Genomic DNA, 14,271 nt, shown 5'->3' with positions numbered 1-14,271 from the left:
GAGCATGATGGGCGAATTCGATGCCATCCGACCTTACGACGACAGCGAAGTCCCAGCGGTGCTGGCACGGCTGCTCGGCGACAAGGCGTTTCTAGATATCCTCACCCACTTCCGCTTCCCACGCCTGGCCGGGGCTTTCGGCTGGATGCTCAAGCCTCTTATAGCGCAAAGGTTGCGTCGTGAGTTCGCCGGCGTGACATCGGTCGCCACTTTGCAGGACAAAGTGGAGTTCTATGTCGACCACACGATCGAGCGTGCCACCGATGGCGTGACCTACACCGGGGTGGAGCAATTCAAATCCGGTAGCGCGTACCTGTTCATCGCCAACCACCGCGACATCGTGATGGACCCGGCCTTCGTCAACTACGCCGTGTACCACGCCGGCTTGCCGACGCCACGCATCGCCATCGGCGACAACCTGCTGCAGAAGCCCTTTGTCAGCGATCTGATGCGTCTGAACAAAAGCTTCATCGTGCACCGCTCCATCACCGGACGGCGGGAAAAAATGGCCGCGTACCAGTTGCTCTCGGCCTATATCAATCACTCGATCCGCAACGACTGCGCCTCGATCTGGATTGCCCAGGCCGAGGGCCGGGCCAAGGACGGTGACGACCGCACCGAATCGGCGATCCTCAAGATGTTCCACATGAGCCGCAAGGACGAACCCTTCGGCGAGGTCATCCAGTCGCTGAACCTCACGCCGGTGTCCATCAGCTACGAATACGACCCGTGCGACCAGGCCAAGGCCCGCGAGCTGTACATCCGCGCCACCACCGGCACCTACACCAAGGCACCGGGCGAAGACGACGTGAGCATCGCCAAGGGCATTACCGGCTACAAGGGGCGGGTCCACGTGAACTTCGCCGCGCCGATCACCGAGCTGTTCGAGGACACCAAGCAACTGGCCCAGGAAATGGACCGGCAGATTCTCGGCGGCTACCGCCTGTTCCCGGTGCATTACCTGGCTTACGCCCAATGGGCCGACGCCGACCCGCAGTTGCAGGTGCCGACAGCGGCCGAGGTGTTTGGCGCCGATGAACTGGCCAAGGCCCAGGAAGAATGGCAGCGCCGGCTGGACGCTTGCCCGCCGGAGCACCGCCCATTCCTGGTGCTGCAATACGCGACACCGGTGCGTAATCAGTATCGGGTCAAGGCGGGATTGGCGCTTTAAGCGACGCCTGTCAAAAAGATCGCAGCCTTCGCCAGCGCCTACATGAATCGATTGTTCATCTTGTAGGCGCTGGCGAAGGCTGCGATCTTTTTTTATCCATCAGAACTGTGTGCTGACCCACGACACCAGCAGTGCCAGGCCCAGGCAGGCAAAGCCGAAACGGTAGAAAAACCGGTTCATGCGCTGGGTCGCCAGGTCCAGCAAGGCTTCGAATCGCTCGTCGCCGTCGCTCTTACGCGCCTCAAGGCAGGCCCGCGCCCGTTGTTCACGGCGACGCGTGGCATGCAGCACCCAACCGCCCGGGCAGGCAAACAACAATGCGAGCAGGTTGATCAGTTTGGCGGGGTGAGCAGCGAACAACGAAAACAAATGCAGCGACATCACAAACCTCAAGCAATAAACGGACAGGACGCGCCCGGGACCTACGAACGGCGTGAATTCTACCGAAAGCGCCCTCGCCTACTGCACTTTTTCCGACCAATAACGATCAGTTGGGGCGATGGCGCGCAGACTTTGTGGCGGGGGGATTTATCCCCGCTCGAGTGCGCAGCGCTCGCAAACGCTTAAGCAAGGCAGACGTCCCAGGGGCCGCTTCGCGACCCAGCGGGGATAAATCCCCTCGCCACAGGTTCAATCCGGCTAATTCCAGGCGTCACGGTTTCGTCATCTGAATAGGCCACCCTGTCGCCCTTCAAACCTGCCCGGAACCCACCATGCTCCACGCCGAAAACCAGGATCGTCTCTATCTCATCAGCCCGAGCGACGAACAACAGAACCTCGTCGGCAGCCTGTCCTTCAACGTACAGGATCGGCATTGGCTGGTGTATTGCGCCCTTGGTGGCCATCAACATGCCGACCTGCCCGAGACCGATCTGCTGACCGGTATCAGTGTGTTGGAACTGTATTCCCAGGCTGCATGAAGGTTTCTTGCTTGCAAAAAAACTGTGGGAGCGAGCCTGCTCGCGATAGCGGAGTGTCAGTCACCTCAATGTTGACTGATCCGCCATCGCGAGCAGGCTCGCTCCCACAGGGGTTACGGAACGTCCTACTTACTCAGCCAGCACCTGACCAATGGTCGGGTCCTTGAACAGGCGTGTCAGGGCGTCGCTCAACACGTCGCTGACCAGCTTGGTGTTGGTGTCCTGGTTAGGCGCCATGCCGAAGCGCTGGTCCAGCGAGGCACCGTAACGACCGCTGTAACGACGATTGGCGTTCTGCACCTCGGAGCGGAAGGTCGCGCCGATGGTGGCTTCGGTCACATACATACCTTCCTTGGGCGACTGGTACTTCAACTCGGCCAGGGTGACGGTCAGTTGCGGTGCATTCATCGCATTGGCGGTAGGGGTGAAGCCCAGCAAACGTACCGCCGCTTCGGCCTGGGCCTGCAGCTTGGGCAAAATCTGCGCGCCCTGCACCGTGATCACACTGGTTTCCGGGTACAGCCCGCCGCGGGTGCCGAGGGTCGGCGACGGACGACCGTCCACCACCCGTACCACCACCGGCTGGCCGCGGCCCACGGGCGCCAGCTGGGCGTTGAGCTTGGGCTCCGGGTTAAGTTGTTGCGGGCTGTGGGCGCAGCCGACGAGGGCCAGACTGGTCACAGCGATCAAACCGAACAACAGGCGTTGCAACATGCTCTTCTCTCCAGAATCGGGCACAAACAGGCCCGCAGTATAGCGGTGCGCTATGGCGGTGAACTAGCGCTGCACGATGAATACTCAAATGTCTGACACCCCATGGGAAAACCGGTTCGTGTCATGCCATTGTCATGATCCTTACACCGGCATGTCATGGCCTCCTGTCAGCCTTGGCACAAGCTCCCCGACACGGTGTCCGACCATGCGTTTTCTCATTTCCCTGTTCACCCCGCGCCCACAGCACCGCTGCTTCGCCCTGCTGGACCGCAACGGCCGTTGCCAGGCATTCAAGCAATGCAGCCTGCAGCCCATGGGTGAAGGTTGGGTGGAAATCGAAGAGATTCGCTTGAACTGGCTGCACCAGCCATTGCCCGCCAGCGCCCGCGTGCAAACCCTTGGCGCTCGCCCACGCAACCGTCAACTGTTGGCCGTCTGACCGGATGGCTAATAAAAGTCATTAAACACGACCATTTCCCTGCGTTTCTTCGATACAATCTGCCCCCGATTATAAGGACGTCTCCTGATCGGGCCTCGCAACACCGCTAATGCGCTTGTATTGGCACCCCGCACCGCCCACAGAGAGCCGCCCACACAGATCGAGTGAAGCTGGCGCGCTTGCTGTTCTTCAAGCAAATCACCACTTTTCGCGAATCTGCAGAGCTGTCATTACGCTCGGTCACTGAGCTGTCTGCCCGTTTTGCCTGTCATGTATTACATGGGGGCAAACCAAACCGGGCGCGGTGCCAGGCTGGGACAGCCCTTTTTTGAGGTTCACGTCTTCAAAAGAGCGTGAAAAAACGGGTTTTCACAACTTCACGAGAGTGTGGCGAGCAAATGAATAGTTTTGCGTCTGAACAAGCACCATTAGCGTCTGAAACAGCCCAACGACACAGGACCGCCTATCGTTCAAGAACCGGCGCCTGAAGCCTGTCCGCTACGGATTTGGTTGCACGAACGGATGTCTCGGCCATAAGTCGAATTGCCTGCCCGGCGCTTAAATGAGTTCATGGGACTCTGAGGCCAGGCTGCATGCATCCGCAGTAGTTGCGAAAAATTGCGAAGATTCGGACATGGCGATCCTGGCCATGGATACCTGGGGCGCAACTGACCTGCCCCGCCACTCCTGGCCGCCATGCCGACAATTTGGTGCTGCAGATTTTGGAGACGCGTTAAATGGCGCATAACGAAGCAGTCGATGTAGTTCTGGTAGGGGCCGGCATCATGAGTGCCACCCTGGCCGTGCTGCTCAAGGAACTCGACCCCGCGATCTCGCTGGAAGTCGTCGAGTTGATGGATTCCGGTGCCGCGGAGAGTTCCAACCCGTGGAACAACGCCGGCACCGGCCACGCCGGGCTGTGTGAGCTGAACTACACGCCCCAGGCGGCCGATGGCAGTGTCGACATCAAGAAAGCCGTGCACATCAACACCCAGTTCGAGGTGTCGAAGCAGTTCTGGACGTACCTGACCAAAAAAGGCACGTTCGGCTCATCCAAATCCTTCATTGCCCCCGTCCCGCACCTGAGCTTCGTGCAGGGTGAAAAAGGCGTGTCGTTCCTGAAAAAGCGCTTTGAACTGATGCGCCAGCATCACGCCTTCGCTGACATGGAATACACCGAGGACAAGGCCGTGATGGCCGAGTGGATGCCGCTGATGATGCCGGGCCGGCCAGCTGACGAAGTCATCGCCGCCACCCGCGTCATGAACGGCACCGACGTCAACTTCGGCGCCCTGACCAACCAGTTGCTCAAGCACCTGACCAGCGCCCCGGACACCCAGGTCAAATATTGCAAGCGCGTCACCGGCCTCAAGCGCAACGGCGCGGGCTGGACCGTCAGCATCAAGGACGTCAATTCCGGCAGCAGCCGTGACGTCGATGCCAAGTTTGTCTTCCTGGGCGCCGGTGGGGCGGCATTGCCGCTGCTGCAAGCGTCGGGCATCGAAGAAAGCAAAGGCTTCGGTGGCTTCCCGGTCAGCGGCCAGTGGCTGCGTTGCGACAACCCGGAAGTGGTCAAACATCACCAGGCCAAAGTCTACAGCCAGGCCGCCGTGGGCTCGCCACCGATGTCCGTGCCGCATCTGGACACCCGCGTAGTCGATGGCAAGAAATCCCTGCTGTTCGGGCCATACGCCGGTTTCACCACCAAGTTCCTCAAGCATGGTTCGCTCATGGATCTGCCGCTGTCGGTACGTGCCGGCAACATCGGCCCGATGCTGGCCGTGGCCCGGGACAACATGGACCTGACCAAGTACCTGATAAGCGAAGTGATGCAGTCCATGGAGCAGCGCCTGGAATCCCTGCGTCGCTTCTATCCCGAGGCGAAAGCCGAGGATTGGCGCCTGGAAGTGGCCGGCCAACGGGTTCAGATCATCAAGAAAGACCCGAAGAAAGGCGGTGTCCTGCAGTTCGGCACCGAACTGGTAGCGGCCAAGGACGGCACCCTCGCCGCCTTGCTCGGCGCCTCGCCCGGTGCTTCGGTGACCGTCTCGATCATGCTGGACCTGATCGAGCGCTGCTTCCCGGACAAAGCCAAGGGAGAATGGGCGAGCAAACTCGCTGAGATCTTCCCGGCGCGGGAAAAAGTGCTGGAAACCGACGCAGCGCTGTATCGCAAGGTCAATGCGCAGAACAACGTCGCCCTGGAACTGGTTGAAGAAAGCAGCGAGACACCCAGCTTCGCTTGATTCTGCCGGATAAAAAAACGCCCCGTTCTTTCTGAGAGCGGGGCGTTAATGAGATGGTCACCCCCACACCCTGCGAGGGCTACGCTTTCGCAGGGTGTTTTGTTTTCGGAGGCCATCATTATGAGCGAGTCAGCGCTGATCGGGATCGATCTCGGTAAACACAGTTTCCACCTGCACGGCCAAGACAAATTGGGCCGAGAGGTGTTTCGCAAGAAGTTCTCGCGTCAACAGATGATGACGCTCTTCGGCAATCTGCCGGCCTGTACCGTGGTGATGGAAGCTTGTGCCGGGGCGCATTTCGTCGCTCGCCAGCTGATGGCCATGGGGCATGAAGCCAAACTGATTTCCCCGCAATTCGTCCGCCCCTTCGTCAAAGGCAACAAAAATGACTTCGTGGATGCCGAAGCCATTTGCGAGGCGGCTTCGCGTCCATCGATGCGCTTCGTTTCGCCTAAAACCGAGGCACAGCAGACGCTTTCCGTTCTGCATCGCCTGCGCGAGTCGCTGGTACGCGATCGCACCAAAACCGCCAATCAAATGCATGGTTTCCTACTGGAGTTCGGCATCAGCCTGCCCAAGGGCCTGGCGATCATGAAGCGGTTGGCGAGTATTTTGGCTGAGCATGAGTTGCCCGTTCGGTTGACAGTGCTGTTACAGCGCTTGCATGAGCATTTCTGTTATCTGGATGAACAGATCAAGGCGCTGGATAAAGAGCTGGCAAGCCAACTGGCCGACGATGATCTCGGCAGCCGCTTGCTGAGCTTGCCGTGTGTCGGGCCGATCACCGCCAGCCTGCTGGCTGTAGAGATGGGGGACGGCAGGCAGTACCGATGCAGCCGTGACTTCGCCGCCTCCGTGGGCTTGGTGCCCAGGCAGTACAGCACCGGCGGCAGGGCTAATTTGCTGGGTATCAGCAAGCGCGGCGACAAGCACCTCAGGCAGTTGCTGGTTCAATGTGCTCGGGTCTATATGCAGAGGCTAGAACACCAGAAAGGGGCTCTGGCCGACTGGGTGCGCTCATTGCTTGGGCGACGACACTCGAACGTGGTGGCCTGCGCCCTGGCTAACAAGCTGGCGCGGATCGCGTGGGCGCTAGCGGCTCACCATACGCAATATGAAGCAGGGCCAGACGCGCTGAACGCCTGACCCTGCGGTTGTTGCAGTACCACGAATCACCCTTCAGGTTTTGCGATAGCTGAACAACGGATGACGTGAACGGCCCACCGGCCTGACGAAGAACCTGACATAAAAATCGGCTTCAGAAGCCGCGGCATTTTTCAGGATCGTCAGGCGCGACTCTCATCGTGGCGCGGGGCATGCCCTGGATCGACGCCGGATAGATTTAAGCAAGCCAACCACTTCACCCATTAATCAGTATTGCAAAAATGGGGGTGACCATAGATTTTTTATGGGAGAAGCTGTCGTGGCGAGGGGGCTTTCTCCCGCTAGCCAGCGAAGCAGGCCGCTTAGTAATCAGCCACGAGCCTTGTTGATCAACTCGATGTATTCCTCGGCATTGCGCTGGTCCTGGATCAGCGCCACGAAATCGTTGCCATGCTCATCCTTACCGTTGAGGTCGTAGCCGGCCTCGACGAAAAACGTCAGAAAGCGCTCGAAGTCGTCGACCCGCAGGCCACGGTAGGCCTTGATCAGTTTGTGCAGCGACGGCGAAGTGGCATCGACCGGATCGAAATTGAGGAACAGCTTGATCTGTTCATCGCCAATCTCGTCACCAATCACTTGTTTCTTGTCTTTACGCATTGCCGGGCTCCAGCTCGCACAGTTCACGGGGGCGGGCAGTTTACCCCCGGCAGGCCTCGGGGCTCAACGCGGGCGTACAGCACCGGTGTGCAGGTCGGCCCAGATATGGCCATTGGCGTAGCTGAGGAACTGCACGTACACCGTGTCGTTGCGCAGCAGATCGATCACCACTTGATACTGGGCCTGTGGATAAGACAGGGTCAGGGTCTTGCTCGCCTCGTCGAAGGCAGGCTTTTTCAGGCTTTTGCTTTCGCCATCGAAGTTCAGGATCACCTGGTTGAGGGTGGCGCCTTTGTTCAGGGGTTTACCTTTGAGGCGCACCAGCAACGGCGATGTAACCGGTATCGGTTGCTGGTTGGACTGACGCTGATTGCCCAGCACCACCGAATACTCGGTGACCTGAAGCAATTGCTGGTGTTCGGGTTGTTCCTGACGTACCGCCAGATCGTCGGGGGGCAGAAATTGACTGTGCATCGGCGCGCCAACGGCCGCCCACGACAGGCTGGACATCAGCAGCAGAGCGGCGCAGCGGCGGGTCAGTACACTCATGACAGGCTCCAGGATCTTGGCCCGGCACTCTAGCATGAGCCCAGGCGGTAAAAATAACGATCCAGGTCAATACATCCGCGCCACGAGCACGGCATACTCAAGGAGCCATCAGCCCTCGCATCACATGATGCCCCTTGTGGCGAGGGGATTTATCCCCGCTGGGCTGCGAAGCAGACCTAAACCGGATACTCGGTGAATCAGACAGATCACCCAACCCGACGGGGGCTGCTATGCAGCCCAACGGGGATAAATCCCCTCGCCACTGGTTAGGTGTTTGCCGGGTATTTGGTATTTACCCCGCTCATTTCGTGGAGTGCCCATGTCCTTCTCCGCCCCACCGATATTCGCCGCTTGGCGCCAAACCTGGCGCGCCGGTTACACCCTTGAGCGCCTGCGCGGCGATCTGGTGGCCGGGCTGACCGTCGGCATCATTGCCATCCCCTTGGCCATGGCCCTGGCAATCGCCGTCGGCGTGCCGCCGCAGCATGGCTTGTACACGGTGCTAGTGGCCGCCCCCCTGATCGCCCTCACCGGCGGCTCGCGCTTCAACGTGAGCGGGCCGACAGCGGCGTTCGTGGTGATCCTGCTGCCCATTACCCAGCAATACGGCCTGGGCGGCCTGCTGCTGTGCACGATGCTGGCGGGCATGATCCTGATAGCGCTGGGCCTGATGCGGGCCGGGCGGCTGATCCAGTACATTCCTTATCCGGTCGTTCTCGGTTTTACCGCTGGGATCGGCGTGGTCATTGCCACCCTGCAACTCAAAGACCTGTTGGGCCTGACCACTGTCGGCAACGCCGAGCATTACATCGAGCAATTGGGCGCCTTGATCACGGCGCTGCCCAGCGCCCGGCTCGGCGACGGCCTTATCGGCCTCATCTGCCTGGCGGTATTGATTGTCTGGCCGCGCTGGGTGCCGCGTGTTCCGGGACATCTGGTCGCCCTGTTGGTGGGTGCGCTGTTGGGGCTGGCGCTGGAAAGCGGCGGCTGGCAAATCGCGACATTGGGCGAACGTTTCAGCTACGTGGTCGACGGCATCAGTTACCCCGGCATCCCGCCATTTTTGCCGAGTTTCGACTGGCCTTGGAATCTCCCGGACAATCAGGGCCGCTCCTTGGAACTGTCCTACGATCTGATCCGCCAATTGCTCGGGCCTGCCTTTGCCATCGCCATGCTCGGTGCCATTGAGTCGCTGTTGTGCGCGGTGGTGGCCGACGGCATGACCGGCAGTAAACACGACCCCAACGCCGAACTGATCGGCCAGGGCCTGGGCAATCTGGTGGCGCCACTGTTCGGCGGCATCACTGCCACGGCGGCGATTGCCCGCAGCGCCACCAATGTGCGCAGCGGCGCGTTTTCGCCATTGGCCGCGATCATTCACAGCCTCGTGGTATTGGGGGCGATTGTGCTGCTGGCGCCGTTGTTCAGCTATCTGCCCATGGCAGCGCTGGCGGCATTGCTGGTGATGGTGGCCTGGAACATGAGCGAAGCCGGACACGTGCTGCACACCTTGCGTATCGCCCCACGCAGTGACGTGCTGGTGCTACTGACCTGCCTGAGCCTGACCGTACTGTTCGACATGGTCCTGGCCGTCGCCGTCGGCCTGCTGCTGGCCGCCGGGCTGTTCATCAAACGCATGAGCGAGCTGACGGACACCGCCGAACTGCCGCGCCATTTCCATCAGGCCCTGCTGGAGATGCCCGAGCACGTTCGCTGCTACGCCATTCGCGGACCGCTGTTTTTTGGCGCGGCAGAAAAGGCCCTGGATGTGCTGCGCAAATTCGATCCGGGGATTCGGGTGATGGTGGTGGAAATGAGCGCCGTGCCGATGTTGGACATGACTGCGCTGGCGGCTTTTGAAAGTATCCTCAAGGACTACCGCAAGCAGGGCATCGGCCTGATTCTGGTGGCAACCGCGCCACGGGTACGCCTGAAGTTGCGCCGCGCCGGCATCCATCGCGAGCAGCGCCAACTGGCGTATGTGCAGACCCTGGAGCAGGCACGGGCCAAAAGCGAAAAATGGCTCGCCGGTAGCGCTGCACACTCGAGCCCGGCCTGATTGATCTGTTGCCACGCAGCTGTTTGTGGCGAGGGAGCTTGCTCCCGCTTGGGTGCGTAGCATCCACCTGCAATTGGGGCTGCTGCGCAGCCCAGCGGGAGCAAGCTCCCTCGCCACAGAAGCAACGCTCAGTCGAACTGAGCGCGCATCCAGGCCTGGTACTGCGCCACCCCCGCCTCGCCTTCGCGGGGCGCCCAGGGGGCCAGTTCGCCATCGCCCACCGGGCGGTAAGGCCCGGCCTTGCACTCGAACATCAGGCTGTCGGCTTCCAGCACCACTAAACCGTGGTAAACGCCGGCCGGTAGGTCGACACCGAGGCAATCGCCACCGGCCTGCAGGATTCGCTTGTCCACCACCGTCCCGGTTTCATCAAAGATCAACACACCGAGCCGGCCCTTGAGCACCAGCAGGGTTTCAGCCTTGTCGGCGCTCAGGTGGCGATGCGGCGGGATGTAAGTGGACGGCTGCAAGCCAACCGCCATGCGATGGCAAGGCTCGTCCATCTGATGAAAATTGTGGTGTTGGCGCCCGCGAGGACTGGCCGTGGCTTTCTCGGCCAGTTCGTTGAACAGCGCTTGATCCAGAAAGCCCGGCCGGTTCATCGATTACATTCCTTTGACGGCGAAAATACCGTTGGCATTGCGCCAGTAACCTTTGTAGTCCATGCCGTAGCCGAAGATGTAGCGGTCAATGCACGGCAGGCCGACGAAATCGGCTTTCAGGTCCGGACGAGCCTTGCGGTCATGGTCCTTGTCGATCAGCACGGCGGTGTGCACGGCGCGGGCACCGGCGTGTTTGCAGAAGTCGATGATGGCGCCCAGGGTGTGACCTTCGTCGAGGATGTCGTCGATGATCAGCACGTCACGGTCGATGAACGAAACTTCCGGCTTGGCTTTCCAGAACAGGTCGCCACCGCTGGTTTCGTTGCGGTAACGGGTGGCGTGCAGATAGGACGCTTCCAGCGGGAAGTTCAGGTAGGTCAGCAGTTTGCCGGAGAAAATCAGCCCACCGTTCATGACGCAGAACACCACCGGGTTGGAATCGGCCAACTGGTCGTTGATTTGCGCGCCGACACGGGCGATGGCCGCTTCGACTTCGGCTTCGGTGTACAGGCAGTCAGCCTCTCGCATGATTTGACGGATATGCTCGAGATCAGCGGACATGGCGCTCTCCAGGGGAGGTTGGGGGAGGGACGGGTTCGGAAAAGCGGGCAAAGGTACGCATCCCGCCCGGCCAGATCAAGCGTTTGTGGACTAACGTTCTGTATTGTCTATAGGACAACACCCTCGGATAGATTAATCTAGGCCGGTTTTTTTGCCCGCCGCCGGAGCTTTCCCCATGCCCATCCTCGAGATCCGCCACCCGCTGATCAGACATAAACTCGGCCTGATGCGCCGCGCCGACATTAGCACGAAGAACTTCCGCGAACTTGCCCAGGAAGTCGGTGCACTGCTCACCTATGAAGCCACCAAGGACCTGCCGCTGGAGTCCTATGAAATCGACGGTTGGGCCGGTACGGTCCAGGTGGAAAAAATCGCCGGCAAGAAAATCACCGTGGTGCCGATCCTGCGTGCCGGCATCGGCATGCTCGAAGGCGTGCTGAGCCTGATCCCGGGCGCCAAAGTCAGCGCCGTGGGCGTGGCCCGCAACGAGCAGACCCTGCAGGCTCACACCTACCTGGAAAAACTGGTGCCGGAAATCGACGAGCGCCTGGCAATGATCATCGATCCGATGCTCGCCACCGGCAGCTCCATGGTCGCCACCATCGACCTGCTGAAAAAAGCCGGTTGCCGTGACATCCGCGCCATGGTGCTGGTGGCGGCCCCCGAAGGCATCAAGGCCGTGGAAGACGCTCACCCCGACGTCACCATCTACACCGCTTCCATCGACCAGAAACTCAACGAACATGGCTACATCATCCCGGGCCTGGGCGATGCCGGCGACAAGATCTTCGGTACCAAGCAGAAGGACGCTTGAGCATGCAGGATGAGTTCAACGATCCGCTCTGGCGCCAGGTATTGTCTGGCGCGCAGATGCTGTTCGTCGCCTTCGGCGCGCTGGTACTGATGCCGCTGATCACCGGGCTGGACCCGAACGTAGCGCTGTTCACCGCAGGCCTGGGAACAATCCTGTTCCAGATCGTCACCGGGCGTCAGGTGCCGGTGTTTCTGGCATCGAGCTTTGCCTTCATCACCCCGATCATTCTCGCCAAGGGCCAGTTCGGCCTGGCCGCGACCATGGGCGGGGTGATGGCGGCCGGTTTCGTCTACACCTTCCTGGGCCTGGCGGTGAAGGTCAAGGGCACCGGATTTATCGACCGCTTGCTGCCGCCGGTGGTGATTGGGCCGGTGATCATTTCCATCGGCCTGGCCATGGCACCGATTGCCGCCAACATGGCCATGGGCAAGGCCGGCGACGGCACCGAGCTGATTGCCTACCAGACGGCGATGCTGATCTCGATGCCGGCGCTGCTCACCACCCTGATCGTCGCGGTGTTCGGCAAAGGCATTTTCCGCCTGGTGCCGATCATTTCCGGCGTGCTGGTGGGCTTTGCCATGGCGTTTTATTTTGGTGTAGTGGACACCGCCAAAATCGCCGCCGCGCCATGGTTCGCCCTGCCGAATTTCACCGCGCCGGAGTTCAACTGGCAAGCGATCCTGTTCATCGTGCCGGTGGCTTTGGCGCCAGCCATCGAGCACATCGGTGGGGTCATCGCGGTGGGCAGCGTGACCGGTCGCGACTACCTGAAAAAACCCGGCCTGCACCGCACCCTGCTCGGCGATGGCATCGCCACCACGGCAGCCGGCCTGTTCGGCGGCCCGCCCAACACCACCTACGCCGAAGTCACTGGTGCGGTGATGCTGACTAAAAACTACAACCCGAAAATCATGACCTGGGCGGCGATCTTCGCCATCAGCCTGGCGTTCATCGGCAAGTTCGGCGCGCTGCTGCAAAGCATCCCGGTGCCGGTGATGGGCGGGATCCTGTGCCTGTTGTTCGGTTCGATCGCGGCGGTGGGCATGAACACGCTGATCCGCCACAAGATCGACCTGAGCGAAGCGCGCAACCTGGTGATCGTTTCGGTGACGCTGGTGTTTGGTATCGGCGGTGTGCTGGTAGGCACCGGCACCGGCCCGGACGACTTCGGCCTCAAAGGCATCGCATTGTGCGCGGTAGTGGCGATCGCCCTGAACCTGATCCTGCCGGGCAATGACGGCTGGAAGCAGAAGAAGGCGGATGAGCCGCTGATCTGACTCAAGCTTGAAGTTTTGTGCTGCCAGTCAGATAGCTATCGCGAGCAGGCTCGCTCCCACATCAGCGGATCTTTGAACACTCGAGATCCATTGTGGGAGCGAGCCTGCTCGCGATTGGGCCCTTGATTTTTACAAAGCGATCGGTGCCCGCTCGCACAGGGTGCTCAACGCCTGCGCCCATTGCACATCATCATTGAGACACGGCACCAGCACCAACTCCTCCCCGCCCGCCTCACGAAATTGCTCGCGCCCGCGATCACCGATTTCTTCCAGGGTTTCGATGCAGTCGGCCACAAACGCCGGGCACATCACCAACACTTTTTTCACGCCACTTTTAGCCAGTTCATCCAGGCGCGCTTCGGTGTAGGGTTCGATCCACTTGGCACGCCCCAGTCGCGACTGGAACGACACCGACCATTGGCCATCCTTGAGCCCCATGCGCTGGGCGAACAGGTCGGCGGTGCGAATGCATTGCGCGCGGTAACACGTAGCCATGACCTCAGGCGGCGCATTTTTGCAGCAGTCGGCGTCCTTGAAGCAATGGAAACCCGTGGGGTCGAGCTTGGTCAGGTGCCGCTCGGGCAAACCATGGAAGCTCAACAGCAGGTGGTCGTAATCCTGCATCAGATATGGCTTGGCGCTGGCAACCAGGGCGTCGAGGTATTCCGGCTGATCGTAGAACGGCTGGAGAATCGAGAACTGCACATCGAGCTTCTTCTCGCGCACCACCCGCTTGGCTTCTTCGATCACCGTGGTGACTGTGCTGTCGGCAAATTGCGGATACAACGGCGCCAGCGTGATCTTCTTGTGGCCCTGGCTTGTCAGGCGCACCAGGGTCGACTCAATGGACGGCTCGCCATAACGCATCGCCAACTCAACCGGCCCCTGGGTCCATTGCGCAGTCATGGCTTGTTGCAAGCGACGGCTGAGCACCACCAGCGGCGAGCCCTCGTCCCACCAGATCGACGCATAGGCATGGGCCGATTGCTCGGGGCGCTTGATCAGGATCAGCGACACCAGCAAGCGCCGCACCGGCCACGGCAGGTCGATGACGTAGGGATCCATCAAAAACTGATTGAGGTAGCGGCGCACATCGGCCACCGAAGTAGAAGCAGGCGAACCCAGATTCACCAGAAGCAACGCGTGATCGGTCATGCA

General features: G+C 60.5%; 15 protein-coding genes. 8 read left to right on the top strand and 7 right to left on the bottom strand.

Features of this window, described 5'->3' with window-relative positions; all coding sequences use genetic code 11:
- The first annotated feature begins 4 nt into the window (after nt 1-4).
- Nucleotides 5-1,171 (top strand): 1-acyl-sn-glycerol-3-phosphate acyltransferase, encoded by a 1,167-nt coding sequence (locus PSH91_RS04730; protein ID WP_047229422.1) that lies wholly within the window; start codon nt 5-7, stop codon nt 1,169-1,171.
- Between the two features lie 99 nt (nt 1,172-1,270).
- Here the strand turns inward: PSH91_RS04730 and PSH91_RS04725 are convergent, their stop codons facing one another.
- Nucleotides 1,271-1,552 carry a hypothetical protein gene (locus PSH91_RS04725; RefSeq protein WP_047229421.1) on the bottom strand — a complete coding sequence of 94 codons (282 nt, stop codon included), beginning with the start codon at nt 1,550-1,552 and terminating at the stop codon, nt 1,271-1,273.
- Between the two features lie 332 nt (nt 1,553-1,884).
- Between PSH91_RS04725 and PSH91_RS04720 the strand changes: the two genes are divergently transcribed.
- Entirely contained in the window at nt 1,885-2,091 is a 207-nt protein-coding gene (locus PSH91_RS04720) for a hypothetical protein (protein WP_047229420.1), read from the top strand.
- 129 nt (nt 2,092-2,220) lie between these two features.
- Here PSH91_RS04720 and PSH91_RS04715 read toward each other — a convergent pair whose 3' ends face one another.
- Nucleotides 2,221-2,805, bottom strand: a complete 585-nt coding sequence (locus PSH91_RS04715) for a YajG family lipoprotein (RefSeq protein WP_047229419.1) — start codon at nt 2,803-2,805, stop codon at nt 2,221-2,223.
- 205 nt (nt 2,806-3,010) lie between these two features.
- On the opposite strand from PSH91_RS04715, the gene PSH91_RS04710 reads away from it, so the two are divergent.
- The 3 genes from PSH91_RS04710 (at nt 3,011) to PSH91_RS04700 (ending at nt 6,636) form a co-directional block, all read left to right on the top strand.
- The gene (locus tag PSH91_RS04710) at nt 3,011-3,244 is read left to right on the top strand and encodes a hypothetical protein (protein WP_092402475.1); all 234 of its coding nucleotides are present in this window, start codon (nt 3,011-3,013) and stop codon (nt 3,242-3,244) included.
- 737 nt (nt 3,245-3,981) lie between these two features.
- Nucleotides 3,982-5,490: a malate dehydrogenase (quinone) gene (gene mqo, locus PSH91_RS04705; RefSeq protein ID WP_047229417.1), complete on the top strand. Its 1,509-nt coding sequence runs from the start codon at nt 3,982-3,984 to the stop codon at nt 5,488-5,490.
- 120 nt (nt 5,491-5,610) lie between these two features.
- Nucleotides 5,611-6,636 carry an IS110 family transposase gene (locus PSH91_RS04700; RefSeq protein ID WP_047230568.1) on the top strand — a complete coding sequence of 342 codons (1,026 nt, stop codon included), beginning with the start codon at nt 5,611-5,613 and terminating at the stop codon, nt 6,634-6,636.
- Between the two features lie 327 nt (nt 6,637-6,963).
- Here the strand turns inward: PSH91_RS04700 and PSH91_RS04695 are convergent, their stop codons facing one another.
- Together PSH91_RS04695 and PSH91_RS04690 are read right to left on the bottom strand one after the other, a co-directional pair.
- Entirely contained in the window at nt 6,964-7,251 is a 288-nt protein-coding gene (locus tag PSH91_RS04695) for a PA4642 family protein (protein WP_047229416.1), read from the bottom strand.
- A gap of 63 nt (nt 7,252-7,314) precedes the next feature.
- Nucleotides 7,315-7,800 (bottom strand): hypothetical protein, encoded by a 486-nt coding sequence (locus PSH91_RS04690; RefSeq protein ID WP_092402479.1) that lies wholly within the window; start codon nt 7,798-7,800, stop codon nt 7,315-7,317.
- 319 nt (nt 7,801-8,119) lie between these two features.
- Between PSH91_RS04690 and dauA the strand changes: the two genes are divergently transcribed.
- Complete coding sequence (gene dauA, locus PSH91_RS04685) at nt 8,120-9,859, top strand: C4-dicarboxylic acid transporter DauA (RefSeq protein ID WP_047229414.1); 1,740 nt, start codon at nt 8,120-8,122, stop codon at nt 9,857-9,859.
- Nucleotides 9,860-9,987: 128 nt separating this feature from the next.
- Here dauA and PSH91_RS04680 read toward each other — a convergent pair whose 3' ends face one another.
- Both PSH91_RS04680 and PSH91_RS04675 read right to left on the bottom strand, forming a co-directional pair.
- A complete protein-coding gene (locus tag PSH91_RS04680) occupies nt 9,988-10,461 on the bottom strand; it encodes a WbuC family cupin fold metalloprotein (protein WP_076386290.1) in 474 nt (157 codons plus the stop codon).
- 3 nt (nt 10,462-10,464) lie between these two features.
- On the bottom strand, nt 10,465-11,022 hold the full coding sequence (locus PSH91_RS04675; RefSeq protein WP_047229412.1) for a hypoxanthine-guanine phosphoribosyltransferase: 558 nt from the start codon (nt 11,020-11,022) through the stop codon (nt 10,465-10,467).
- A 175-nt stretch (nt 11,023-11,197) separates the two neighbouring features.
- Between PSH91_RS04675 and upp the strand changes: the two genes are divergently transcribed.
- Together upp and PSH91_RS04665 are read left to right on the top strand one after the other, a co-directional pair.
- On the top strand, nt 11,198-11,836 hold the full coding sequence (gene upp / locus PSH91_RS04670) for a uracil phosphoribosyltransferase (RefSeq protein WP_030138594.1): 639 nt from the start codon (nt 11,198-11,200) through the stop codon (nt 11,834-11,836).
- 2 nt (nt 11,837-11,838) lie between these two features.
- A complete protein-coding gene (locus tag PSH91_RS04665; protein WP_076386292.1) occupies nt 11,839-13,113 on the top strand; it encodes a uracil-xanthine permease family protein in 1,275 nt (424 codons plus the stop codon).
- Between the two features lie 129 nt (nt 13,114-13,242).
- Here the strand turns inward: PSH91_RS04665 and hemH are convergent, their stop codons facing one another.
- Nucleotides 13,243-14,268, bottom strand: a complete 1,026-nt coding sequence (gene hemH, locus PSH91_RS04660; RefSeq protein ID WP_107322925.1) for a ferrochelatase — start codon at nt 14,266-14,268, stop codon at nt 13,243-13,245.
- Between the last annotated feature and the right edge of the window lie 3 nt (nt 14,269-14,271).

The organism is Pseudomonas sp. FP1154 (assembly GCF_030687245.1).
Lineage (GTDB): Bacteria > Pseudomonadota > Gammaproteobacteria > Pseudomonadales > Pseudomonadaceae > Aquipseudomonas > Aquipseudomonas rhizophila.
Note: the sequence above shows the minus strand (reverse complement) of the source record. Positions and strands in the feature narration are given on the sequence as shown.

Excerpts from the sequence above, each read along its gene's own strand:
- dauA (WP_047229414.1), top strand. The coding sequence starts at position 8,120 with ATGTCCTTCTCCGCCCCACCGATATTCGCCGCTTGGCGCCAAACCTGG.
- PSH91_RS04700 (WP_047230568.1), top strand. The coding sequence starts at position 5,611 with ATGAGCGAGTCAGCGCTGATCGGGATCGATCTCGGTAAACACAGTTTC.
- PSH91_RS04715 (WP_047229419.1), bottom strand. The coding sequence starts at position 2,805 with ATGTTGCAACGCCTGTTGTTCGGTTTGATCGCTGTGACCAGTCTGGCC.
- PSH91_RS04720 (WP_047229420.1), top strand. The coding sequence starts at position 1,885 with ATGCTCCACGCCGAAAACCAGGATCGTCTCTATCTCATCAGCCCGAGC.
- PSH91_RS04665 (WP_076386292.1), top strand. The coding sequence starts at position 11,839 with ATGCAGGATGAGTTCAACGATCCGCTCTGGCGCCAGGTATTGTCTGGC.
- PSH91_RS04730 (WP_047229422.1), top strand. The coding sequence starts at position 5 with ATGATGGGCGAATTCGATGCCATCCGACCTTACGACGACAGCGAAGTC.
- upp (WP_030138594.1), top strand. The coding sequence starts at position 11,198 with ATGCCCATCCTCGAGATCCGCCACCCGCTGATCAGACATAAACTCGGC.
- mqo (WP_047229417.1), top strand. The coding sequence starts at position 3,982 with ATGGCGCATAACGAAGCAGTCGATGTAGTTCTGGTAGGGGCCGGCATC.
- PSH91_RS04690 (WP_092402479.1), bottom strand. The coding sequence starts at position 7,800 with ATGAGTGTACTGACCCGCCGCTGCGCCGCTCTGCTGCTGATGTCCAGC.
- PSH91_RS04695 (WP_047229416.1), bottom strand. The coding sequence starts at position 7,251 with ATGCGTAAAGACAAGAAACAAGTGATTGGTGACGAGATTGGCGATGAA.
- PSH91_RS04675 (WP_047229412.1), bottom strand. The coding sequence starts at position 11,022 with ATGTCCGCTGATCTCGAGCATATCCGTCAAATCATGCGAGAGGCTGAC.
- PSH91_RS04710 (WP_092402475.1), top strand. The coding sequence starts at position 3,011 with ATGCGTTTTCTCATTTCCCTGTTCACCCCGCGCCCACAGCACCGCTGC.
- PSH91_RS04725 (WP_047229421.1), bottom strand. The coding sequence starts at position 1,552 with ATGTCGCTGCATTTGTTTTCGTTGTTCGCTGCTCACCCCGCCAAACTG.
- PSH91_RS04680 (WP_076386290.1), bottom strand. The coding sequence starts at position 10,461 with ATGAACCGGCCGGGCTTTCTGGATCAAGCGCTGTTCAACGAACTGGCC.
- hemH (WP_107322925.1), bottom strand. The coding sequence starts at position 14,268 with ATGACCGATCACGCGTTGCTTCTGGTGAATCTGGGTTCGCCTGCTTCT.